Annotated in this window: 21 protein-coding genes and 1 pseudogene; 11 read left to right on the top strand and 11 right to left on the bottom strand. The window is 60.9% G+C overall.

The features are described from left to right. Positions 1-116: 116 nt before the first annotated feature. On the bottom strand, positions 117-1,046 hold the full coding sequence (gene vimR, locus ACA070_RS03260; RefSeq protein WP_461979140.1) for a transcription regulator VimR: 930 nt from the start codon (positions 1,044-1,046) through the stop codon (positions 117-119). Between the two features lie 117 nt (positions 1,047-1,163). On the opposite strand from vimR, the gene ACA070_RS03255 reads away from it, so the two are divergent. The 3 genes from ACA070_RS03255 (at position 1,164) to ACA070_RS03245 (ending at position 2,824) form a co-directional block, all read left to right on the top strand. Continuing rightward, positions 1,164-1,457 (top strand): putative quinol monooxygenase, encoded by a 294-nt coding sequence (locus tag ACA070_RS03255; protein ID WP_438659709.1) that lies wholly within the window; start codon positions 1,164-1,166, stop codon positions 1,455-1,457. A 32-nt stretch (positions 1,458-1,489) separates the two neighbouring features. Next, the gene (locus ACA070_RS03250; RefSeq protein WP_497450013.1) at positions 1,490-2,503 is read left to right on the top strand and encodes a zinc-binding alcohol dehydrogenase family protein; all 1,014 of its coding nucleotides are present in this window, start codon (positions 1,490-1,492) and stop codon (positions 2,501-2,503) included. A gap of 150 nt (positions 2,504-2,653) precedes the next feature. Next, the gene (locus tag ACA070_RS03245) at positions 2,654-2,824 is read left to right on the top strand and encodes a hypothetical protein (RefSeq protein ID WP_497450012.1); all 171 of its coding nucleotides are present in this window, start codon (positions 2,654-2,656) and stop codon (positions 2,822-2,824) included. 8 nt (positions 2,825-2,832) lie between these two features. Here the strand turns inward: ACA070_RS03245 and ACA070_RS03240 are convergent, their stop codons facing one another. Continuing rightward, positions 2,833-4,029 carry a multidrug effflux MFS transporter gene (locus tag ACA070_RS03240; protein WP_497450011.1) on the bottom strand — a complete coding sequence of 399 codons (1,197 nt, stop codon included), beginning with the start codon at positions 4,027-4,029 and terminating at the stop codon, positions 2,833-2,835. Positions 4,030-4,264: 235 nt separating this feature from the next. After that, on the bottom strand, positions 4,265-4,462 hold the full coding sequence (locus ACA070_RS03235; protein WP_461957076.1) for a cation transporter: 198 nt from the start codon (positions 4,460-4,462) through the stop codon (positions 4,265-4,267). Between the two features lie 148 nt (positions 4,463-4,610). Here ACA070_RS03235 and ACA070_RS03230 point away from each other — a divergent pair, with 148 nt between their 5' ends. The 3 genes from ACA070_RS03230 (at position 4,611) to cueR (ending at position 7,987) form a co-directional block, all read left to right on the top strand. Further along, a complete protein-coding gene (locus ACA070_RS03230) occupies positions 4,611-4,994 on the top strand; it encodes a hypothetical protein (protein WP_497297263.1) in 384 nt (127 codons plus the stop codon). A 189-nt stretch (positions 4,995-5,183) separates the two neighbouring features. Further along, positions 5,184-7,577, top strand: a complete 2,394-nt coding sequence (locus tag ACA070_RS03225) for a heavy metal translocating P-type ATPase (RefSeq protein ID WP_497450010.1) — start codon at positions 5,184-5,186, stop codon at positions 7,575-7,577. Next, a complete protein-coding gene (gene cueR, locus ACA070_RS03220; RefSeq protein WP_497450009.1) occupies positions 7,574-7,987 on the top strand; it encodes a Cu(I)-responsive transcriptional regulator in 414 nt (137 codons plus the stop codon). Before ACA070_RS03225 ends, cueR begins: the two co-directional genes overlap by 4 nt. Here the strand turns inward: cueR and ACA070_RS03215 are convergent. Both ACA070_RS03215 and ACA070_RS03210 read right to left on the bottom strand, forming a co-directional pair. Further along, positions 7,941-9,158: an MFS transporter gene (locus tag ACA070_RS03215; protein WP_497450008.1), complete on the bottom strand. Its 1,218-nt coding sequence runs from the start codon at positions 9,156-9,158 to the stop codon at positions 7,941-7,943. The two genes, cueR and ACA070_RS03215, sit on opposite strands and share 47 nt — an antisense overlap. Positions 9,159-9,293: 135 nt before the next feature. Then, on the bottom strand, positions 9,294-10,187 hold the full coding sequence (locus ACA070_RS03210; protein WP_462028721.1) for a PA4780 family RIO1-like protein kinase: 894 nt from the start codon (positions 10,185-10,187) through the stop codon (positions 9,294-9,296). Between the two features lie 447 nt (positions 10,188-10,634). On the opposite strand from ACA070_RS03210, the pseudogene ACA070_RS03205 reads away from it, so the two are divergent. Continuing rightward, positions 10,635-11,675, top strand: a pseudogene (locus ACA070_RS03205) (cache domain-containing protein); the annotation flags it as partial. 138 nt (positions 11,676-11,813) lie between these two features. After that, positions 11,814-12,581 (top strand): methyl-accepting chemotaxis protein, encoded by a 768-nt coding sequence (locus ACA070_RS03200; RefSeq protein ID WP_370655161.1) that lies wholly within the window; start codon positions 11,814-11,816, stop codon positions 12,579-12,581. Positions 12,582-12,710: 129 nt separating this feature from the next. On the opposite strand, the gene ACA070_RS03195 is transcribed toward ACA070_RS03200, so the two are convergent. After that, positions 12,711-13,502, bottom strand: coding sequence for an AraC family transcriptional regulator (locus ACA070_RS03195; protein WP_497450007.1), 792 nt, complete (start codon positions 13,500-13,502; stop codon positions 12,711-12,713). 84 nt (positions 13,503-13,586) lie between these two features. Here ACA070_RS03195 and ACA070_RS03190 point away from each other — a divergent pair, with 84 nt between their 5' ends. Next, on the top strand, positions 13,587-14,615 hold the full coding sequence (locus tag ACA070_RS03190; protein WP_497450006.1) for a bile acid:sodium symporter family protein: 1,029 nt from the start codon (positions 13,587-13,589) through the stop codon (positions 14,613-14,615). Here ACA070_RS03190 and ACA070_RS03185 read toward each other — a convergent pair. Beyond that, positions 14,602-15,879 carry an acetyl-CoA C-acetyltransferase gene (locus ACA070_RS03185; RefSeq protein WP_497450005.1) on the bottom strand — a complete coding sequence of 426 codons (1,278 nt, stop codon included), beginning with the start codon at positions 15,877-15,879 and terminating at the stop codon, positions 14,602-14,604. The two genes, ACA070_RS03190 and ACA070_RS03185, sit on opposite strands and share 14 nt — an antisense overlap. A gap of 273 nt (positions 15,880-16,152) precedes the next feature. Here ACA070_RS03185 and ACA070_RS03180 point away from each other — a divergent pair, with 273 nt between their 5' ends. Both ACA070_RS03180 and ACA070_RS03175 read left to right on the top strand, forming a co-directional pair. Further along, on the top strand, positions 16,153-17,505 hold the full coding sequence (locus ACA070_RS03180) for a 3-oxoacyl-ACP reductase (protein ID WP_497450004.1): 1,353 nt from the start codon (positions 16,153-16,155) through the stop codon (positions 17,503-17,505). A 2-nt stretch (positions 17,506-17,507) separates the two neighbouring features. Further along, the gene (locus ACA070_RS03175) at positions 17,508-18,362 is read left to right on the top strand and encodes a MaoC family dehydratase (RefSeq protein ID WP_497450003.1); all 855 of its coding nucleotides are present in this window, start codon (positions 17,508-17,510) and stop codon (positions 18,360-18,362) included. A gap of 217 nt (positions 18,363-18,579) precedes the next feature. On the opposite strand, the gene ACA070_RS03170 is transcribed toward ACA070_RS03175, so the two are convergent. From ACA070_RS03170 to ACA070_RS03155, 4 genes are read right to left on the bottom strand one after another with little or no spacing between them, the layout of a single operon-like run. Further along, positions 18,580-19,137 carry a DUF4136 domain-containing protein gene (locus tag ACA070_RS03170; RefSeq protein ID WP_462028727.1) on the bottom strand — a complete coding sequence of 186 codons (558 nt, stop codon included), beginning with the start codon at positions 19,135-19,137 and terminating at the stop codon, positions 18,580-18,582. Positions 19,138-19,191: 54 nt separating this feature from the next. After that, positions 19,192-19,809 carry a DUF4136 domain-containing protein gene (locus ACA070_RS03165; RefSeq protein ID WP_497450002.1) on the bottom strand — a complete coding sequence of 206 codons (618 nt, stop codon included), beginning with the start codon at positions 19,807-19,809 and terminating at the stop codon, positions 19,192-19,194. A gap of 12 nt (positions 19,810-19,821) precedes the next feature. Next, entirely contained in the window at positions 19,822-20,571 is a 750-nt protein-coding gene (locus ACA070_RS03160) for a methyltransferase domain-containing protein (RefSeq protein WP_461957064.1), read from the bottom strand. Next, positions 20,571-20,873, bottom strand: a complete 303-nt coding sequence (locus ACA070_RS03155; protein WP_109627796.1) for a MazG-like family protein — start codon at positions 20,871-20,873, stop codon at positions 20,571-20,573. Before ACA070_RS03155 ends, ACA070_RS03160 begins: the two co-directional genes overlap by 1 nt. Between the last annotated feature and the right edge of the window lie 177 nt (positions 20,874-21,050).

Here is a 21,050-nt window from a genome sequence, read left to right as displayed (position 1 = left end):
TCGACGGTGCGTACATGAGGCGGGCGCTAGTATAAGCGGGTTAACCGCCGGTTCCTGCCCTTGGGAAAGCGTGGGTGGTGATAGTTCCTGACAGAAATTTCGCTATTTGCCTGCGACTAATGATCGATGCCCGATATCGTCGGAAATTGGCTGCCTAAATGAGCGCATCGGCTGGCAAGCATTTCCCGCAAAAGGTTCACCGGCTTACTCAATTGTGCGCGATGGGCGCACAGCAGATTCAGCGGTGCGCGCTCGCAGAGCAACTCCGGCATCAGCACTTTCAATCGGCCGGCGAGCACATCGGCGGCGACATCGAGCCAGGACTTATAAGCAATCCCCGCCCCCGCCACTGCCCACAGCCGCACGACATCGGCATCGTCACTGAAACGATCGCCGCTGACGGTCAGGCCGACTTCGCGCTTGCCGTCGTGGAAGCTCCAGTGATCATGGACCCGGCTACCGAGCATGAACAATAAACAATTGTGCTGCGCCAGTTGCTCCAGATGCCGCGGCTCGCCATGCCTGGCCAGATAACTCGGTGCCGCGCAGAGCACACGGCGGTTTTGCGCAGCGATGGGCAGAGCCACCAGGCTTGAGTCTTCTGGCTCGCCGTAACGCAGGGCAATGTCCACCGGTTGGCGGAACAGGTCGGCGATGCGATCGCCCAGCAACAGGCGCACGGTCAGTTTGGGATGCTCACGCTGGAATTCGTCGAGCCATGGCAGCAACAGGTTGCGGCCAAAGTCCGACGGTGCCGACAACTGCAAAATCCCGCTGACCTGGTCCTGACCGCTGGCCAGCAAGCGACGACCTTCATCGAGGTTGCTTAAGGCGGCCCGGGCATATTCCAGAAAGCCCTCACCTTCGGCGGTCAGACGCAAACTGCGGGTGGAACGCGCCAGCAAACGCGCGCCGAGTTGCTGTTCAATGCGCTTCAGCGCCGCACTGGCCACCGCCGCCGACATGTCCATCACCCGCGCCGCCGCCGACAGACTCCCCAGGTCCGCTGCCCGGACGAACAACTGCAAGTCATCGAAACGCAGCATTTCAGCCCCGATTATCAAAAAAATATTGAAAGAGACTGCTCTTTTAGCGGGTTTTATCTTGCAGAGAAATAGCCAATCATCCATCCCATCGAAATCATCCCGTTTCCGGAGTCGACCATGTCCCAGCCTTTTACCGCCATTGCCACCCTGATTGCCAAAGCCGGCCAGCAAGACGCCCTCGAACAGCACCTGCGTGCACTGGTGGAACCGACCCGGGCCGAGGCCGGTTGCGGTCAATACGACCTGCATCAGGACCTGGCCAATCCCCTGGCTTTCTACATGATTGAACACTGGAGCAGCGACGAGGCTCTGCAAGCCCATGACGCCAGCGCCCATGTCCAGAACTTTCGGGCCAAGGCCGGCGACTTTCTTGAGCACTTCGAACTCAAGCGCCTGCGCACCGTCGCTTGATCCCTTCCTTTATTACCGTTCAGGAGCCTTACATGAAAGCCATCGCCTACTACGCCTCTTTGCCGATCAGCGACGCCAAGTCCCTGCAAGACATCGAACTGCCAGAACCGGTCGCCGGTCCGCGGGATCTGTTGGTGGAAGTCAAAGCCATCTCGGTGAACCCGGTCGACACCAAGGTCCGCCAGAACGTCCAGCCTGAGGGCGGCGCAGCGAAAGTGCTGGGTTGGGACGTGGCCGGTGTGGTCAAGGCTGTCGGCAGTGAAGTCACGCTGTTCAAGGCGGGCGACAAAGTGTTTTACGCGGGCTCCATCGCCCGAGCCGGGGGCAATAGCGAATTGCACGTGGTGGACGAACGCATCGTCGGCCATATGCCGAAGACCCTCGGTTTCGCCGAAGCCGCCGCGCTGCCGCTGACCGCCATCACGGCTTGGGAATTGCTTTTCGAGCGCCTGCAAGTGCGCGAAGGTAAAGCCGATGAAGGCCAGAGCCTGCTGATCGTCGGCGCGGCTGGCGGTGTGGGGTCGATCCTCACGCAACTGGCCAGCCAGCTCACCGGGCTGAACGTCATCGGCACCGCTTCTCGCCCGCAAACCCAGAGCTGGGTGCGCGAGTTGGGCGCCGATCTGGTGATTGATCACAGCCAGCCGCTGAATGAAGAGCTCAAGCGTGCAGGCGTGGACCATGTGACCCACGTCGCCAGCCTGACCCAGACCGATCATCACCTGGATCAACTGGTCGAGGCGTTAGCGCCGCAAGGCAAACTGGCACTGATCGATGATCCGAAAGCGCTGGACGTGACCAAGCTCAAGCGCAAGAGCCTGTCGCTGCACTGGGAATTCATGTACACCCGCTCGCTGTTCGAAACGGCGGACATGATCGAGCAGCACAAACTGCTCAACCGCGTGGCCGGGCTGATCGACGCCGGTACGCTGAAGACAACGGTCGGCGAGCACTTCGGGATTATTAACGCGGCGAACCTGCGGCGCGCCCATGAGCTACTGGAAAGTGGCAAGTCCAAGGGCAAGATCGTGCTCGAAGGGTTCTGAAACAAAATGAAACAGGTGTCGTCCATCTGGACGACACCGTCAGTCCGAGAGTTGAGCGTTGTCACAATTGCGATCGTATTCGGGTCTACAATCGAAACCTCTGCGATGCATTCTTTTACGTAACATCTTTTAAGAGAGGAGAGTTCAGCAATGAAGATCCTGATAAAAGAAGTGGCTAAATCCCAGTGGCAGGTCCGTCTGGACCAACACGCGGTAACGTTCCGCAGCGAAGCTGAAGCACTCGCCTTCACTAGAACCCTTGAAGCGCGATTGTTCGCGCCCCATCAATTTCCCGACCGCCAGCAGCGCGCCGCTGGCTGAGTCCGTCCTCAGACCTGGGCTTGCACCAATGCCCGGGCATTTTGCAAACGCCGGGTGAGCATCGCCGCGCTCACCACCAGAATCCCGCACAGGCTGATGACCATGGCCATCGGCACGGCGCTGCCATCGTGTAAAACACCGACCAACGCTGCCGCTCCGGCGGCGACGCTGAATTGCAGGCAACCAAGCATCGCCGACGCACTGCCGGCGCGCGCGCCCTGCCCGTTCATGGCGCAGGCCGAGGCGTTGGGGAGGATGCAACCGAGGCTGGCGATGCAGATAAACAGTGGAATCAGCAACGGCCATAACTGTTCGGTGTGCATCGCACTGACGGCGAGCAGCGTCAGGCCGGCCCCCACGTAGATCCATACGGTGCGCACCAGCAGGAATGCCGGGCCACGCTTGGCCAGCAATCGCGCGTTGACCTGCGCCACCAGAATGAATCCCGCCGCGTTGGTCCCGAACAGCCAGCCGAAATGCTCGGCCGGTACGCCGTAGAGTTTGATGAAGACGAACGGTGAACCGGCGATGTAGGCAAACATCCCGGCAATGGCGATACCGCCGGTCAAGGCGTGGCCGAGGTAGACCGGATCCGCCAACAGCCGACCGTACTGACGCAACGCCCCCGACAACGGTTGTCGCGGCACATGAGCCGGCAGACTTTCCGGCAACCCGATCGCCACGGCCAACCCCGCCAGCGCACTGAAACCGGTCAGCACCAGGAAGATTGACTGCCAGCCCGTGGTGTTGACCAGCAGTCCACCGAGCATGGGCGCGAGGATCGGCGCCAGGCCCATCACCAGCATCAGCTGCGAAAAGACTTTCGCCGAACCCACCGCATCGCATTTGTCACTGACCACCGCACGGGCGATCACCATCCCCGCGCAACCACCGAGGGCCTGAATGAACCGCGCACCGATCAGCCATTCCAGATTCGGCGCAAACGCGCAGGCCAGGGAGGCGGCGGTGAACAGACCGACGCCCGTCAGCAATGGAATCCGTCGCCCGAAGCGATCCGCTACCGGGCCGTACGCCAGTTGACCGAGGGACAGGCCCAGGAAATACGCGGCCAGTGTCAGCTGAACGTGTTTCTCATCCGTGCCGAACGCGAGTGCCATCGCCGGGAACGCCGGCAGGTAGAAATCGATCGCCAGCGGGCCGAAAGCGCTCAGGGCGCCAAGAATCAAAATGGTACGGAAGTTCATCAGGCATCCAGTTGGGCGTAAGTCGGCAGCCCGACAGTCTAGCCGCGCATCGACGCCTTGAACATTCCGATAGCTCGCTAACTATTAAATACCACTGGGTGAATGCAAAACCAATGTGGGAGCGAGCTTGCTCCGGGCGGCGTTCCGACGATAGCGGAGTGTCAGTCAACATCAACGCTGAATGACACACCGCTATCGCGAGCGGGCTCACTCCTACAGGGGATCGTGCTTGGGCTTAAGCGAGTTTTGCGTCGTAACCTTCTTCGGTAATCGCAGCAATCACCTGATCGACCGTCAGCGCGCTTTCAACGCCGACTTCCTTTGCCGCCAGATCGACCCGCACGCTGGCCGCAGGATCCTTGGCTTGCAGCGCCTGGGTAATGGCTTTGACGCAGTGACCGCAGGACATGCCTTGAACGTTGAACACTTGCATGGTGTGGCTCCTTTTATGAGGGTTGCAGGCAGTCTCGAGCTTGCCACCATGGCAAGGTCAAGTTCTGCAGAAATCTGCCGGGCTGGCAATCGGCGTCGCGCTCGGCCAAGCTGCGAGCATTAATGACTCGACTTCAGGAGATTCAGCCATGCGCTGGTCAGCTCTCAGCCTGTTTGGCTTCCTCAGCCTATTTGCCGCGACACCTTCGGTTCAAGCCGCCGGGGAGGACTATGGCGTACTGATCATTTCCCGCGAGCGCCTCGAAGTCGCCACCTCCTGCGAGATCGGCGTGTACATCCAGGATCAACTGTCGGCGCGGCTGTTCCAGGAGCAAAGCACCTCGTTCAACCTGCCGCCGGGCAATGTGTCCCTGCGCCTCAAACTGTTGCCGGGCCAGGCACCGGGTTGCAACCCGGGCATGCTCGCACCGGGCTCGCAGAACATCACGCTCAAGGCCGGGGATGTGTTGAAATTCCGGATTGCGATGACGCAGGAAGGGATGTACCTCAAGCCCACTGCCCTCGGATACTGATCCAGATCTAATGTGGGAGCGAGCCTGCTCGCGATGGCGGTGTATCAGTTGTGTTGATGTCGACTGACACACCGCTATCGCGAGCAGGCTCACTCCCACAGTTTTACGCGGTGGCATAAATAATGGTGCTTGACCTTGCCAGCATGGCAAGGTTGATCCTGTAGGCATCTTCTACAGGGAGCGCGACCGATGTCCGAATCCACCACTTTCGATCTGCCGATTACCGGCATGACCTGCGCCAGTTGCGCCGGGCGTGTCGAGCGTGCCTTGAGCAAAGTCATCGGCGCCTCTGCCGTCAGCGTCAACCTCGCCACCGAGCAGGCCAGGGTCCAGGCGCCCAGCGACAGCCTGCCGGCCTTGATGGACGCGGTGCAGCAGGCCGGTTACAGCGTGCCGCAGCAAAGCCTGGAACTGAGCATCGACGGCATGACTTGCGCATCCTGCGTCGGCCGCGTCGAACGGGCGCTGGCCAAGGTGCCTGGGGTAAAAAGCGCCAGCGTCAACCTCGCCAACGAACGGGCGCACCTGGAACTGCTCGGACAAATCGATCCGCAAGCCTTGATCGCCGCTGTGACCAAGGCCGGTTACAGCGCCAGCGTCTGGGAAGTCGAACACCCGCAAACCGACCAGCAACAACAGCGCCTGCACCGTGAGCGTTGGGCGTTGATCATGGCGATCGCCCTCGCCTTGCCGCTGGTGTTGCCGATGCTGCTGCAACCGTTTGGCGTGCACTGGATGCTCCCGGCCTGGGTGCAATTCGCGCTGGCCACGCCGGTACAGTTCATTTTCGGCGCACGTTTTTATGTGGCCGCCTGGAAAGCCGTGCGCGCTGGGGCCGGCAACATGGATTTGCTGGTCGCCCTGGGCACCAGCGCCGGCTATGGCTTGAGCCTTTATGAATGGGCCACCGCGGCCGGGCGCATGCCGCACTTGTATTTCGAAGCCTCGGCGGTGGTGATTGCCTTGGTGTTGCTGGGCAAATACCTGGAAAGCCGCGCCAAACGCCAGACCGCCAGCGCCATCCGTGCGCTCGAAGCGTTACGCCCGGAGCGCGCGATTCAGGTCATTGACGGCCGCGAGCAGGACGTCGCCATCAGCGCCTTGCGCCTCAATGACCTGGTCATGGTCAAACCCGGCGAACGCTTCCCGGTAGACGGTGAAGTGGTCGAAGGCCAGAGCCACGCCGACGAAGCGCTGATCAGCGGCGAAAGCCTGCCGGTGCCCAAACAACCCGGCGACAAAGTCACTGGCGGCGCGATCAATGGCGAAGGCCGATTGCTGGTTCGCACCCAGGCCCTAGGCGCAGAAACCGTGCTGGCGCGGATCATCCGTCTGGTCGAAGACGCCCAGGCCGCCAAGGCACCAATCCAGAAGTTGGTGGATAAAGTCAGTCAGGTGTTTGTGCCGACCGTTCTGTTGATCGCGTTGGCGACTTTGATCGGCTGGTGGTTGTACGGCGCGCCGATGGAAACCGCGTTGATCAACGCCGTCGCGGTATTGGTCATCGCTTGCCCTTGCGCATTGGGCCTGGCCACGCCGACCGCGATCATGGCCGGCACCGGCGTCGCCGCGCGCTACGGAATTTTGATCAAGGACGCCGAAGCACTGGAGCGTGCGCACGAAGTTAGCGCCGTGGTGTTCGACAAAACCGGCACGCTGACTTCAGGTGCGCCACGCATCGCTCATCTGAGTGCTATTAACGGTGACGAAGCCGCCCTGCTGCAAATGGCCGGTGCTCTGCAACGCGGTAGCGAACATCCGCTGGCCAAGGCCGTTCTGGACGCTTGCGCTGAACGCGGTTTGACCGTGGCCGATGTCAGCGGCAGTCAATCGCTGACCGGTCGTGGCATCGCCGGCACGCTCGATGGTCGTCGTTTGGCGTTGGGTAATCGCAGGCTGCTGGAAGACAGCGGTTTGAGCGCAGCCCCATTGGCTGACTCCGCAACCGCGTGGGAAACCGAAGGCCGCACCCTCTCCTGGCTGATCGAACAAAGCCCCAAGCCAAACGTGCTGGGCCTGTTCGCGTTCGGCGATACGCTCAAACCCGGCGCGCTGCACGCGGTGCAACAGCTCAGCGCACGGAATATCAGCAGCCACCTGCTGACCGGCGACAACCGCGGCAGTGCCAAAGTGGTTGCGCAAGCCCTAGGCATTACCGATGTCCACGCTGAAGTATTGCCGGCAGACAAAGCCGCCACCGTCGCCGAACTGAAGAAAACCGGCGTGGTGGCGATGGTCGGTGACGGCATCAACGACGCCCCGGCCCTGGCGGCGGCCGACATCGGCATCGCCATGGGCGGTGGCACCGACGTGGCCATGCACGCGGCCGGGATCACCCTGATGCGCGGCGACCCACGGTTGGTGCCCGCCGCGCTGGAGATCAGCCGCAAGACCTACGCAAAGATTCGGCAAAACCTGTTCTGGGCGTTCGTCTATAACTTGATCGGCATTCCGCTGGCCGCGTTCGGCTTCCTCAACCCGGTGCTGGCTGGCGCGGCGATGGCGTTGTCGAGCGTCAGCGTGGTGAGCAATGCGCTACTGTTGAAAACCTGGAAACCCAAGGATCTGGAGGACAACCGATGAACATCGGCCAAGCAGCCCGCCAAAGCGGCCTGAGCGCGAAGATGATTCGTTATTACGAGTCCATCGGCTTGCTCAAGGCCGCCCATCGCACCGACAGCGGTTACCGCATTTATGGCGACGACGACCTGCACACGCTGGCGTTCATCAAACGCTCCCGGGACCTGGGGTTTTCACTCGAAGAGGTCGGCAAACTGTTGACCCTCTGGCAGGACCGCCAGCGGGCCAGTGCCGACGTCAAAGCCCTGGCCCGCCAGCACATCGACGAACTGAACCAGAAGATCCGCGAACTCGGTCAGTTGCGCGATACCCTGCAGGACCTGGTCGAGCATTGTCAGGGCGACCATCGCCCCGACTGCCCGATCCTCAAGAACCTGGAGTCGGGCTGCTGCGCGCAACCCGTTCGCCCCTGATCGCGAGTACCTTCACCACCAGCAACGTGGTGAGGGGAATGCCGTGGAACAGCAGCACCACGGCCCCCGGCGTCCACCACGAATAGAACGGCGCGGCGATCAACATGCCGACGCCGAAGCCGGTCATTTGCAGCAGCGTCAACAAGCTGAAGATTGGCAGGCGCAGGCTGTCCGGCTCACGTTGAAGGCGCGACATCAAGCCGACCTCGGAGAACCCATCGCCCAATCCCGCCGGTAACGAGAACAGCAGCAAACCGTAGAGAGTCTGCTGCTGGAACATCAGGATGAAGCCGAAGGACATCAGCAACACCCCGAAGAAAAATCGCCGTTCCAGGTGTGCATTGTCTGACCCTTTCAGGCGACTGGCGATGCGCGCACCGATCAGTTTTCCGCAGGCCCAGACCGCTAGCATCAGGCCGAGCGTGGTGCTGGCCGACTCGGGAGTCAGCAGTCTGGAAATGATCGGGAAGCCAACGTTGTGCGCGGCGCTGCCCAGGGTGTCGGCCATGGTGACGGCGAGCATCGCGGCCACCACGGGTGTACTGCGCAGGCCTTGGCGCAAGGCATGCCACTCACCACGCGTCTGGATTGGCTCAGTACTGGGCTCCGGTCTGAAAAACCGCAACGGCAGGATAAACAACGCGGCCAGTAGATAAGTGACCACGTTCAACGCAAACACGGTTTCAAAGCCAAACGCCGCCACTAAAAGACCCGCCACCAGGCTTCCGCCGACCATGGCAGCGGACGATGCCGAAGTGATCCAGGCGTTGGTCTTGAGCAGGTGCTCGCCTTCAATCAGGTGCGGTAACTGGCTGTTGAGGCCGATGGCGAACATCGAATTGCCAAACCCCAGACCGAACGCGATCAAGGGTAAAAGCAGTGCTTGCTGGGCGACCGGCAGCACCAGCAGCAGGCCCAGCAAACCGGCGCGCAGCAGATCAAAAGCAATCAGCGGCATGCGTCCGGCCCAGCGGCGATAGAACGAAGTGCCGATCAGGCTGGCGAAAACCCCACCGCCCACGCGGCTGGCGAGGAAGATTCCAACGCTCATGGCGCTGTTGCTGAGCAGGTAAACGTAAGTGGCCAGGGCGACCATGTTGAGAAAGGCACCGAAGTCCGAGACCAGACGGGCGGCGATGATCAACTGGGCGTTGCGGGTGGAGGTGTTCACATTCAGTCCTTGAGTGTGGGGAGCAACAGGGAACAAAAAATCCAGTTACACCGCCGCTCCCACATTTAGATCTTCAGTGTCTGGAGATCAGCATTTACAAAAAACCCGGCCGAAGCCGGGTTTTTCGTTAACCGATCACTGCATCCACGGTGGAGGCGGTTCTTCGGTTTTGCCCGGTGGCGCGTCATCTGCCGCGCGCACCGCTTGTTTGCGCTCTTCATCCAGGCGTGCCGCCTCGATCTCGCGCATGATTCCGCCCACGTCAGCCAACTCTTCCGGTTCGTCGAACTCGCCGGTCAAGATGCTGGCCGGGTGCAAGGTGCCGGCTTCGTACAACGCCCACATTTCCTTGGCGAACCGGGTCTTTTTCAACTCTGGCGCAAACCGGCCAAAGTAGGACGCCATGTTGCCGACGTCCCGTTCCAGCATGCTGAACGCGTGGTTGTTGCCCGCCGCGTCGACCGCTTGCGGCAAGTCGATGATCACCGGGCCGGTCGGGGTCAACAGCACGTTGAACTCGGACAGGTCACCGTGCACCAGACCGGTACACAGCATCAGCACGATCTGCGAAATCAGGAACGCGTGATATTCGCGCGCCTGATCCGGCTCCAGCACCACGTCGTTCAGACGCGGCGCGGCATCACCGTACTCATCGGCCACCAGCTCCATCAGCAGCACGCCTTCAAGGAAGTCGTACGGCTTTGGAACCCGAACGCCAGCACCGGCCAGGCGAAACAAAGCCGCCACTTCGGCGTTCTGCCAGGCGTCTTCGGTTTCTTTCTTGCCGAATTTCGAGCCTTTGGCCATCGCTCGAGCCTGACGGCTGTTGCGCACCTTGCGGCCTTCCTGATACTCGGCCGCCTGACGGAAACTGCGTTTATTCGCCTCCTTGTAGACCTTCGCGCAACGTAACTCGTTGCCGCAGCGCACCACATAAACAGCTGCTTCTTTACCACTCATGAGTGGGCGCAGCACCTCGTCGACCAGACCGTCCTCGATCAGGGGTTCAATGCGTTTTGGAGTCTTCATCAGCTTTTATTGTGGGTCCTTTATTACCAAACACGCGAAAGTCATTCGTTATACGGCAATCCGTTCATTCGGGGGAGGGGTTGCCGACCTATGAACGTCGTGAAGCACACAATGTGCCGGAATAATCGCTCAATCACCGCCGGCCGTCATCGGCCGCCCGAGATCATAGCTGAGCCTGCGCCACTTGGTGACGAAGGGGTGTAAGGGCATTTGCGACAGAAGCTGACACCTGAATTCAAACCCTTCGTAGGATTTTTCTCAACAGGCCTCAATTTCCCCTTCATTCAGCCGAAGTCATCAGTGACAGAGTGATTTGTCCGACAATCGTTCCGACAACAATAACGATGGCGCACTCAAGGAACCGAGTGGATCAACACCGTTTTCGGCTGCCAATACTCCGCGAGTCATCTGCACTGCGTGGGCCTACAAGAACAATCTGGAGCGCGGATGAACATCAAACAGAAGTTGACCTGGGCGTTTGCAATCATCGCCTGCTTGCCCGTGGTGCTGGTCGCCACCCTCGTCGTGCTGAACTTGCGCAGTGACGCCAAGGAGAATTTCGTCGACGGCAGTGGTCGTGAAATTCGTCAGGTCAGCAACGCCATGCAACTGTTTTTCGACGGCATCAGCCAGAACGTCGATTACCTGGCCAAACAACCCCTGATCAAAGACTCCGACGACAGCCTCAAGACCTACATGAGCGCCAACGCCGAGAGCATTCCCCAGGGTGAGATGGACAAAAAGGTCTTCAGCCTCCTGCAGGACCTGGGCAACAGCCATCCGTCCTACGCCTATGCCATCCTCGGCACCGCGGCCGGCGGTTATGTGTCCTGGCCGGACGATGCCAAGCTGACCAATTACGACCCGCGCCAGCGCCCCTGGTACAAGGCGGCCCAGGCCAAACCGGGCAAACCGTTTCGCACCGAGGCCTATTACTGGGCCCAGGATGACGCGACCTACGTCAGCACCGTGCGCACCATCGATAACAAATTGGGCACCAATGGCGGCGTGGTCAGTATCGACGTGACGCTCAAGCAGCTCACCGAAATCGTCAAACAGATCAAGCTCGGTGAAACTGGCTACCTGATGTTGCTGGAAAACACCGGCACCGTGCTGGTCGACCCGAAGCAACCGGAACACAACTTCAAGGCATTGAGCAGCCTGGGCGAGGGTTACGCACAACTGGCCAAGGCCGGCAAAGGCCTGGTGGAAGTCGAGTTGAACGGCGAACGCTACATGGCCAACGTCTGGCCGTCGGAGCAACTGGGCTGGACCTTTATCGGCCTGATCAAGCAAAACGATGTGATGAGCTCGGCGACCCAACTGACCTGGCTGATCGCAATCATCGCCGCTGTACTGGCGGTGGTCTTCGCCATTCTCGGTGCCAGTTTCGCCAGTGTCATCGTGCGGCCGATCCGCAGCGTGGCCAGCGGCCTGGAAGGCATCGCCCAAGGTGAAGGCGACCTGACCAAGAACCTGGAAATCCGTGGCAGCGACGAAACTGCGCAGTTGGCGAGCTGGTTCAACCAGTTCCTGACGGCGATTCGCAACCTGATCCAAAGCATCGGCGGCGCCGCGACCAAGATTCTCGCCACCTCCAAGAGCTCGACCCAGGTCTCCAGCGACATGGCTGAAGCCGCCGGGCGCCAGCGTGAGGCGGTCGACATGGTGTCCACGGCGTTCCACGAAATGGTCGCCACCGCCAACGAAGTCGCGCGCTCTTGCAGTCAAGCGGCGGAATCCGCTGACAGTGGGCAGCGTCAGGCGCGTCAAGGTCAGCAACAGATTGATGCGGCAGTGACCAGCGTTGATCGCTTGAGCCAGGAAATCGAACAGTCGGCGCAGTCGATGCAACAGCTTGAACGCGACAGCAACGACATTCAGTCGATCCTGGGGACCATTCGCTCGATTGCCGAGCAGACCAACCTGCTGGCCCTGAACGCCGCCATTGAAGCGGCGCGTGCTGGTGAGCAAGGTCGTGGTTTTGCGGTGGTGGCAGATGAAGTCCGGGCGCTGGCCAAACGCACCGCAGATTCCACGGCGGAAATCGATGGTTTGCTGGGCAACCTGGCCAAGCGCACCAGCCAAGTGACCCAGCAGATGCATGCGAGCCTGGAAGTGTCGCAACAATCGGTGACCCGCATCGGCGAAGCGCGCAGCAGTTTCGGGCTGATTCGTGAATCGGTGGACGTGATCCGCGACATGAACACGCAGATCGCCACGGCGGCGGAAGAACAGCATCAGGTGGCTGAAGACATCAATCGGCACATCAGCCAGATCCATGGCGATGCGCAGTTGGTGGCAGAACTGGCGAACTCGGCGCGACTGGATTCCCAGAGCCTGGCCGGGTTGTCGAATGAGCTGGACGGGTTGGTTCGCCGGTTCAGAACCTGATCCAGAATCCCGGGGGCCGCTACGCGGCCAATCGCGAGCAGGCTCACTCCCACATCGAATTTCAGTGAGCACAATATTTGTGTTCGACATCGATTCCCTGTGGGAGTGAGCCTGCTCGCGATGAGGCCGTCACTGCCGAAACAACTCTCCAGGGGTAAACCCGAATAACCCCTTGAACGCCGCAATAAACGCCGACGTCGAGTCATACCCGCAAGACAGCGCTGCATTGGTCACGCTGTCGCCCTCCTCCAGCAAACTCAACGACGACAGCAACCGCATCCGCTGCCGCCAGCCTCGAAAACTCAACCCGGTTTCGCGCTGAAACAAGCGCATCAGCGTCTTCTCCGACGTTCCCAAGCGCTGCGCCCATTCCTGCAACGTCACATTGTGCTCCGGGCTTTCAATCAGCTCATTGCACAACCCGAGCAACCGCTCATGCCGCGGCAACGGCAGGGAAAACCCAACCTCCGGCAGATTCGCCAGCTGATCCAGCAGCACATTCACCAACCGCGCTTCCTGGCTGTCGCCCTGTGGATATTCCACCGGCAGCAAGCAAAAACTCTTGATCAGCTCTCGGGCCAGCGGCGTGACTTCCAGCACCCGGCAACGCCCGTCCGCCCATTCACAATCCTCACGGCGCACATAGAGGCTGCGCATCTCGGCGCGCATTGAGGTCACCACCTGGTGCTCAAGATCCGCCGGAATCCAGATCCCCCACTGCGGCGGCGCAAAGAAGCTGCCCTCCGCCGTGTGCACACCGAGAACGCCGCTGATGGCGTAGGAAAACTGCACCCAATCGTGGCGATGAGGCGGCGTCCACGACCCGGCATTCAAACTTTCCGCCCGCGCGAACAGCGGACGCGGCAACGCCTTCAGCGTCGGAATCGTTCGTTCGAGGGAAAGTTGTCCGTTAGTCGGCATTGATTGGCCTTATGTCGCAAGACGGCAGATAGGGCCGACGTTAGGCTAAGTCATCAATTCTTACAAATGTATTCGGTGCCTGTTATGCATGCTTTCAAACACCTCAAACGTGTGGTCACCGACTGGTTCTTGTGCGGCATGCTGATCGCCACGCTGCTGTCGTATTTCTTCCCGGTCTTCGGCGCCACGGGCGGCGGGATGCATGCCGAGTACGTGATCAACATCGGCGTGTTCCTGGTGTTTTTCCTGCACGGGGTCAACCTGTCCAGCGAACAAGTCAGCCATGGCCTGAAAAACTGGAAACTGCATGTGATGGTTCAGGGCTTCACCTTCGCGGTGTTCCCGCTGATCTGGTGGCTGAGCGACAGGCTGTTGGGTTCGCACATTCCGTCGCTGCTGATGCTCGGTTTCTTCTACCTCTGCGCCCTGCCGTCGACCATTTCTTCTTCCGTGGCCCTGACCGGCAGTGCCGGCGGCAACGTGCCGGCAGCGATTCTCAACGCGAGCCTGTCCAGCGTGTTGGGGATTTTTCTGACGCCATTGTTGGTGAGTCTGGTGCTCGGCAGCGGTGCCGGCGGCATCGATCTGGGCTCGACCCTGCTCGACCTCTGCGCCATGTTGCTGCTGCCGCTGGTACTCGGCCAACTGTTGCGGCCGCTGCTCGGCAAATTCTTTGCCCGCCACAAGCGTTACACCAACATCGTCGACAAGCTGGTGATCCTGTTGCTTGTGTACTCGGCGTTCTGCAACTCGATGGTCTCGGGGATGTGGCAACAACAGGGCAACAGCGTGATTCTCACGGCATTGATCGGCAGTGCGATCCTGCTGGCGATCATCCTGTGGATGACCACCCGCACCGCCCGCGCCTTGAAATTCAGCCCGGCCGATGAGATCGCGGCGGTGTTCTGCGCCAGTAAAAAATCCCTCGCGGCAGGTGCGCCGATGGCCGCGTTGATCTTCGGCGCCAACCCGGGCCTCGGCTTGATTCTGCTGCCGATCATGATTTATCACCCGTTGCAGCTGATCGTCTGTTCGGTGATGGCCGAGAATTACGCCAACCGCAACCGCGAGCGTATCGCGCAGCAGAACGCCGAACTGATCAGCGCTCGATAATCGCCGTCACGCCCTGACCACCGGCGGCGCAAATCGAGATCAGGCCTCGGCCCTTGCCCGCCGCGTCGAGCAGCTTCGCCAGGTTGGCAACGATGCGCCCGCCGGTCGCGGCAAACGGATGCCCGGCCGCCAGTGAACTGCCTTTGACGTTGAGGCGGCTGCGGTCGATGGAGCCTAGCGGAGCGTCGAGGCCGAGGCGGGTTTTGCAATACTCCGGATCCTCCCAGGCCTTCAACGTGCAGAGCACCTGCGCAGCGAAGGCTTCGTGGATTTCGTAATAGTCGAAGTCCTGCAGCGTCAGCCCATTACGCGCCAATAGACGCGGCACGGCGTAAACCGGTGCCATCAACAGCCCTTCGGCACCGTTGACGAAATCCACTGCGGCGGCCTCACCGTCACGCAAATACGCAAGGATCGGCAAGCCACGTTCCTTCGCCCATTCCTCACTGCCCAGCAGCACCAGCGACGCGCCATCGGTGAGCGGCGTGGAGTTGCCGGCCGTCATCGTGCCCTTGGCGCTTTTCTCGAAAGCCGGTTTCAGCGAGGCAAGTTTTTCCGGGGTCAGGTCAGGGCGCAGGTTGTTGTCGCGGGTCAGGCCGAGAAACGGCGTCATCAGATCGTTGTGCCAGCCTTCGGTGTACGAGGCCGCGAGTTTTTGATGACTCTCCAGCGCCAGTTGATCCTGATCTTCGCGGGAGATGTTCCAGGTCTGGGCCATCAATTCGCAATGCTGCCCCATGGACAACCCTGTGCGCGGTTCGCCGTTACGCGGGAACTCCGGGATCAAGTCCCGGGGACGCAGTTGCAGAAACGTTTTCAGTTTGTCGCCGGTGGTCTTGGCGCGATTGGCTTGCAGCAGCACTCTGCGCAAACCTTCACTGACGCTGATCGGCGCATCCGAGGTGGTATCGACGCCACCGGCAATGCCGCAATCGATCTGTCCCAGGGCAATCTTGTTGGCGACCAGCAACGCCGCTTCAAGACCCGTGCCGCAAGCCTGTTGGATGTCATACGCCGGCGTATAAGGGGACAACCGTGAACCGAGTACACACTCGCGCGTCAGGTTCATGTCTCGGGACAGCTTGAGGACCGCCCCCGCGACCACTTCGCCGATGCGCAGGCCGTGGAGGTTGTAGCGTTCGATCAAGCCTTCGAGCGCTGCGGTGAGCATCGCCTGGTTACTGGCGGTGGCGTACGGCCCGTTGGAGCGGGCGAAGGGAATACGGTTACCGCCAATAATCGCGACGCGGCGCAGCTGAGTCATGAAAAACTCCTGATCAATTTTCTGAAAGTTAAACCGTCCCCCTGTGGGAGCGAGCCTGCTCGCGATAGCGGAGTGTCAGTCACATCAATTTGGCTGTCACTCCGCTATCGCGAGCAGGCTCACTCCCACAGGGATCTGCATCTGCCTGAAAGTCCTGCTGAACCCAGGTTCAACTAATCTGCTGAGTTCAAGCGTAGGCCTAATCTCGTGGATCGAACGACTGATTGCCATTCGTGGTCCACACTTTGAACCCCAGCTGCCGGAGTGCGTTCCATGTCTGACCGTTATATCGACTTCGCCAATTCGTCCATCGGCCATCGTCTGGTCGGGGCCCTGGGACTGCCGTCTCCGGTGCGCCTGCAGCGTTGGCAAGCAGGCCGTCTACGGCCTGTCGAAGGGGCGCTGTTGATTGGCGGCGGCCCGTTGGCGGAGAAAGTCAGTGCTTTCGCCAATCGCCTGACCGACGCAATCTACAGCTACGGCGCCGAGCCGTCCCTGGCCACCGCGTGGATTCCCGGCCACGGCCCCAAGCTCAAAGCTGTGGTGTTCGACGCCAGCGACCTGGTGCAGACCGACCAGCTCAAACAGCTGCGCGAGTTCTTCCAGCCGCTGATGAAAAACCTCGATTACAGCGCGCACCTGGTGATTCTGGGGCGTGCGCCAGAGACATTGAGCGACCCGTTCGCCGCCAGCGCTCAGCGTGCGATGGAAGGTTTCAGCCGTTCGCTGGCCAAGGAACTGCGCAGCGGCGGCACCCTGCAGCTGATCTATGTCGGTGAAGGCGCCGAGGATCAACTCGAAGGGCCGCTGCGGTTTTTCCTCTCGCCTAAAAGCGCGTTTGTGTCCGGGCAGGTCGTCCGCTTGAAGGCCTGCGCTACGCAGGTGTCGGACTGGACTCGCCCACTGGCCGGGCGCAAGGCGCTGGTCACGGGCGCGGCACGCGGCATTGGCGCTTCCATTGCCGAAACCCTGGCCCGTGACGGCGCCGAAGTGATTCTGCTCGACGTGCCGCCAGCGAAAACCGATCTTGATGCACTCGCTGCACGCCTCGGCGGGCGCAGCATCACCCTGGACATTTGCGCCGAAGACGCCGCTGCGCAGTTGATCGAACTGCTGCCCGACGGCGTCGACATCGTGGTCCACAACGCCGGCATCACGCGGGATAAAACCCTGGCCAACATGACCCCGGAATTCTGGGACGCGGTGCTCGCGGTTAACCTGAACGCGCCGCAAGTGCTGACCAAGGCACTGCTCGACAGCGGAGCCCTGCATGACAACGGTCGTGTAATTCTGCTGGCGTCCATCAGCGGCATCGCCGGCAATCGCGGGCAGACCAATTACGCGGCGAGCAAGGCCGGGCTGATCGGTCTGGCTCAGGCCTGGGCGCCGCTGCTGGATCAGCGCGGCATCAGCATTAACGCGGTGGCGCCGGGGTTCATCGAAACCCAGATGACCGCGCACCTGCCATTCGGCATCCGCGAGGCCGGGCGACGCATGAGTTCATTGGGCCAGGGCGGCCTGCCACAAGACGTCGCCGAAGCGGTCGCGTGGCTCGCTCAACCGGGGACCGGCGCATTCACCGGGCAAGCGTTGCGAGTCTGCGGACAAAGTGTCTTGGGGGCGTAAAGATGATCACCGATTGGCACACACTCAACCGCGAACCGAGCCTGACGGGTCTGTACGTGCAGGCGGCAACGCGACGCAAAATCACCGGCACCACGTTGCCCGATACGGGTTTGCGCTGCGGGGTCGAGGTCGATCCGAAACGCCTGGCGGCGTATCGCAAAGTTTGCGGTTTTGCCGACAACGGATTGCTGCCGCCGACCTATCCACACATCCTGGCGTTTGCCTTGCAGATGCAATTGCTCACGGCCAAGGACTTTCCGTTCCCGCTGCTCGGGCTGATTCACCTGAGCAATCGCATTCGCGTCTTGCGCCCCATGGGCGGAGTGAATCGCGTGCGGGTCAGTGTGCAGGTGCAGAACCTGCAACCGCATGCCAAGGGGGCGACGTTCGATCTGGTGACGTCGCTCGACGATCAGTTGGGGCCGCTGTGGGAGGCTGAAAGCCAGATGCTATGTCGCGGGGTCAAGCTGGAAGGCGAACCTGTCGAGGAAGTCCTGGCCTCCACCCTGGAGATGCTGGAAGTGGCGCGCTGGAATGCGCCAGCGGACATTGGCCGGCAATACGCCAAGGTGTCCGGGGACTACAACCCGATTCACCTGAGTGCCGTCAGCGCCAAATTGTTCGGGTTCCCGACAGCCATTGCCCATGGGCTGTGGAACAAGGCTCGGACACTGGCGGCGTTGAGTGAGCATCTGCCCACGGCGAATGTCGAGATCGCGGTGCAGTTCAGGAAACCGGTGCGGTTGCCGAGTGAGGTGACGTTGCTGGCCAGCGCGGCAGGGTCCAGTGGGGATTTTCAGCTGGTGGGCGCGGGGGATCTGGAGCACATGATGGGGCATTGGCGGCCGGTAGCCTGATTGATTACGGGTGTCTGTAAGATCGCCATCGCGAGCAGGCTCGCTCCCACAAATAGATATCTTGCGGACACAAAACAGGTGATCGCCAGAGAACGAATGTGGGAGTGAGCCTGCTCGCGATGGCGGTGTATCAGGCGACATCTGCATCGACTGCACGACCGTCATCGCGAGCAGGCTCGCTCCCACAGAGGGTTTGTGGTGTTTGAGGGTTTGGTGGTTAGTGCGGTGGATAGTTGGCGAGGATTCGCCCCACAGTTTCACGTATCGCCGTGCTGCGATCCGACGGATTGGTTGTACGGCTGAGCATTTGCTCATCGCTGCCACGCCACACCAGTTTGCCGTCCTTGCCATCGAGCAGGTCGATCTGGATGGTCGCCACCTTATAGGTCACGTTGCGGGTTTCGTTGTACATCGGCCCGCCCCAGTAGCCGTTCCAGGGGTTACCCCAACCGCCGCCATAGTTGGTGGTCACCTGTTGCTGGCGCTCTTCGACGATCAGGTAGGTCTGAACGTTCAATTCACCTTTGCTGCCGGCTGCGGCCGGACGCAGGCCTCGCTGATCGAGTTGATCGGCCACCGATTGGCGGATGCGCTGTTCGGTCAGGTCGCTCTTGATCCGTGGATCATCGGGGCGATATTGCAGGGCGGGTTCTTTCCAGGTCCAGCTGCGATAGGCGGCGAAGTCGCGGCTGGCATCGAAGTCATTATTGACCCGGTTGGCGGCGCAGGCACTGAGCAACGCGGCCACAACCAGTAATGCGAAACGGCGGATCATGATGGTTCTCCGGTTGAAGACATGAACCTGTGGAATGCTTCTCAACTAGAGAAGCTAACTGGGAGGATACGCCGACATGGCCTTTTCTACAGCCTCCCGTATCGCATCGGCACGCTCACTCTGGCTGCCCCGATTACCGGTTTCGGCGCTGGCACTCCACACCGGTTGACCACTTTGAGCGTCGAACAATTCGACCCGCACCACCACGACCTGTTCCTGATACGTGCGCACGATCGGCACCGTGTTGTACATGCCATAACCATTGCCGTAGCGGTTGTAGCCGCCATAACCACCGCCGTAATAACCGTAATCGTCCCGGACCTGGCGCAAACGGGTTTCCAGATGCAGATTGGCGCTGACAAACAGGTCGGCCGGTCGGGCGTTATCGTGTAACGGACGCAACCCGCGCTGGTCGAGGGCGTTGCTCACCGCTTCGGCGACCTGGGCCGAGTCCGCCCAGGCGCTGCCCGGTGGCAGTTGCCCGTTGAGCCAGGCCCAACTGCGGTAACGCCCATAGTCACGCGGCGCTGCCGGGTAAGCGCTGCGGTCGAAGGTGTTGGCCGCCTGAGGCGGTGCGGGCGGCAAGGGATTGGATGTCGCCACATAAGGGTTGCTGCCCTGGCAGGCCGCCAACCCGAGACAGATCACCAGTAACCCTGAACGACTTTTCATTTCGCGCTCCGATCAGACCGGCCGACAGATCCAGTGCAAATAGCGCCCAAGCCCGGCGAAGCTTGGGTGACGGCGGTGGGCCAGCTCCATTTCGAGCAAGTCCACGAGTTCGGCGCGGGCCTGGAATTCCACCGGCATGTAGTCGTGAAAAACCCGCACCCCACTCTGGGTTTCGACCTGCCACAAGCCCTCAAGTTGCGCCGCCAGTTCACGCGGATCAAGGGGCTGCTGCGGGGTCAGGCTCTGCTTCTCGCCGGCCATGTCGTTCTTGCGCATCTTGCGGAAATGGCCTTTGAGCAAGTTGCGATAAATCAGCGCATCGCGGTTGTAGAAGGCCAGTGACAACCACCCGTCCTGCTTGGTCAACTGATGCAGCACCGGCAGGATCGCGTGGGGTTCGGCCAGCCATTCAAGTACGGCGTGGCACAGCACTAGGTCGTAAGGTTCAGTGAGCTGACCGAGCAATTCCTGCCACGGCGCCTGAATGAACGTGGCGGTCTGCCCGGCATCGGCGAAGCGCTGGCGGGCGCCTTCGAGCATCGGTTCGGCGGGTTCGGCCAGCGTGACGTCATGACCGCGCTGGGCCAGCCACAACGACATGTGGCCCAGCCCCGCGCCGATATCCAGCACGCGCAACGGCCGGTCCGGCAGGGTTTCGGCCAGGTCGGCTTGAAGTACCGCCAGACGGATCGCGCCTTTGGCACCGCCGTAGATTTTTTCGGCAAACCGGGTCGCCAGTTGATCAAAATGACGATCGCTCATCAGCTGAACCTCTTTTCGCTGTCCGCGAGTTTGCTGCGCACCACTTCATTCATGTCCAACCCCAACTCGCCGCACAGCAGCAATAGATAGAGCACGATGTCGCCGATTTCCTGCCCGGCGTGGGCAAGCTTGTCCGCCGGTAACTGGCGCGACTGGTCTTCAGTCAGCCACTGGAAGATCTCCACCAGCTCGGACATTTCCACGCTCGCGGCCATGGCCAGGTTTTTCGGGCTGTGAAATTGCCGCCAGTCATTGCGGTCACGGATGGCGTGCAGGCGTTCGGTCAGTTCAACAAGGTTCATCGGGCTCTCCTGAAGGCGTATAGCTTCGGGGGGATCCTCAATCAAGGCAAGGTCTATGTAGCAGCTGGCGCAGCCTGCGTCCGGCTGCGCAGCAGTCGTCAATTCTGTGTGCGAGATTCGCCTGATACACCGAGTTGTGGTGTTCTACGACTGCTTCGCAGCCGAACGCAGGCTGCG

Source organism: Pseudomonas sp. LBUM1678 (assembly GCF_059695575.1).
The sequence above is the reverse complement of the archived record's forward strand: the minus strand, read 5'-3'. Positions and strand labels throughout refer to the sequence as shown.

Bases quoted from the DNA above. Each gene is read 5' to 3' on its own strand.
- vimR (WP_461979140.1), bottom strand. From the start codon at position 1,046: ATGCTGCGTTTCGATGACTTGCAGTTGTTCGTCCGGGCAGCGGACCTG.
- ACA070_RS03255 (WP_438659709.1), top strand. From the start codon at position 1,164: ATGTCCCAGCCTTTTACCGCCATTGCCACCCTGATTGCCAAAGCCGGC.
- ACA070_RS03250 (WP_497450013.1), top strand. From the start codon at position 1,490: ATGAAAGCCATCGCCTACTACGCCTCTTTGCCGATCAGCGACGCCAAG.
- ACA070_RS03245 (WP_497450012.1), top strand. From the start codon at position 2,654: ATGAAGATCCTGATAAAAGAAGTGGCTAAATCCCAGTGGCAGGTCCGT.
- ACA070_RS03240 (WP_497450011.1), bottom strand. From the start codon at position 4,029: ATGAACTTCCGTACCATTTTGATTCTTGGCGCCCTGAGCGCTTTCGGC.
- ACA070_RS03235 (WP_461957076.1), bottom strand. From the start codon at position 4,462: ATGCAAGTGTTCAACGTTCAAGGCATGTCCTGCGGTCACTGCGTCAAA.
- ACA070_RS03230 (WP_497297263.1), top strand. From the start codon at position 4,611: ATGCGCTGGTCAGCTCTCAGCCTGTTTGGCTTCCTCAGCCTATTTGCC.
- ACA070_RS03225 (WP_497450010.1), top strand. From the start codon at position 5,184: ATGTCCGAATCCACCACTTTCGATCTGCCGATTACCGGCATGACCTGC.
- cueR (WP_497450009.1), top strand. From the start codon at position 7,574: ATGAACATCGGCCAAGCAGCCCGCCAAAGCGGCCTGAGCGCGAAGATG.
- ACA070_RS03210 (WP_462028721.1), bottom strand. From the start codon at position 10,187: ATGAAGACTCCAAAACGCATTGAACCCCTGATCGAGGACGGTCTGGTC.
- ACA070_RS03200 (WP_370655161.1), top strand. From the start codon at position 11,814: ATGGCTGAAGCCGCCGGGCGCCAGCGTGAGGCGGTCGACATGGTGTCC.
- ACA070_RS03195 (WP_497450007.1), bottom strand. From the start codon at position 13,502: ATGCCGACTAACGGACAACTTTCCCTCGAACGAACGATTCCGACGCTG.
- ACA070_RS03190 (WP_497450006.1), top strand. From the start codon at position 13,587: ATGCATGCTTTCAAACACCTCAAACGTGTGGTCACCGACTGGTTCTTG.
- ACA070_RS03185 (WP_497450005.1), bottom strand. From the start codon at position 15,879: ATGACTCAGCTGCGCCGCGTCGCGATTATTGGCGGTAACCGTATTCCC.
- ACA070_RS03180 (WP_497450004.1), top strand. From the start codon at position 16,153: ATGTCTGACCGTTATATCGACTTCGCCAATTCGTCCATCGGCCATCGT.
- ACA070_RS03175 (WP_497450003.1), top strand. From the start codon at position 17,508: ATGATCACCGATTGGCACACACTCAACCGCGAACCGAGCCTGACGGGT.
- ACA070_RS03170 (WP_462028727.1), bottom strand. From the start codon at position 19,137: ATGATCCGCCGTTTCGCATTACTGGTTGTGGCCGCGTTGCTCAGTGCC.
- ACA070_RS03165 (WP_497450002.1), bottom strand. From the start codon at position 19,809: ATGAAAAGTCGTTCAGGGTTACTGGTGATCTGTCTCGGGTTGGCGGCC.
- ACA070_RS03160 (WP_461957064.1), bottom strand. From the start codon at position 20,571: ATGAGCGATCGTCATTTTGATCAACTGGCGACCCGGTTTGCCGAAAAA.
- ACA070_RS03155 (WP_109627796.1), bottom strand. From the start codon at position 20,873: ATGAACCTTGTTGAACTGACCGAACGCCTGCACGCCATCCGTGACCGC.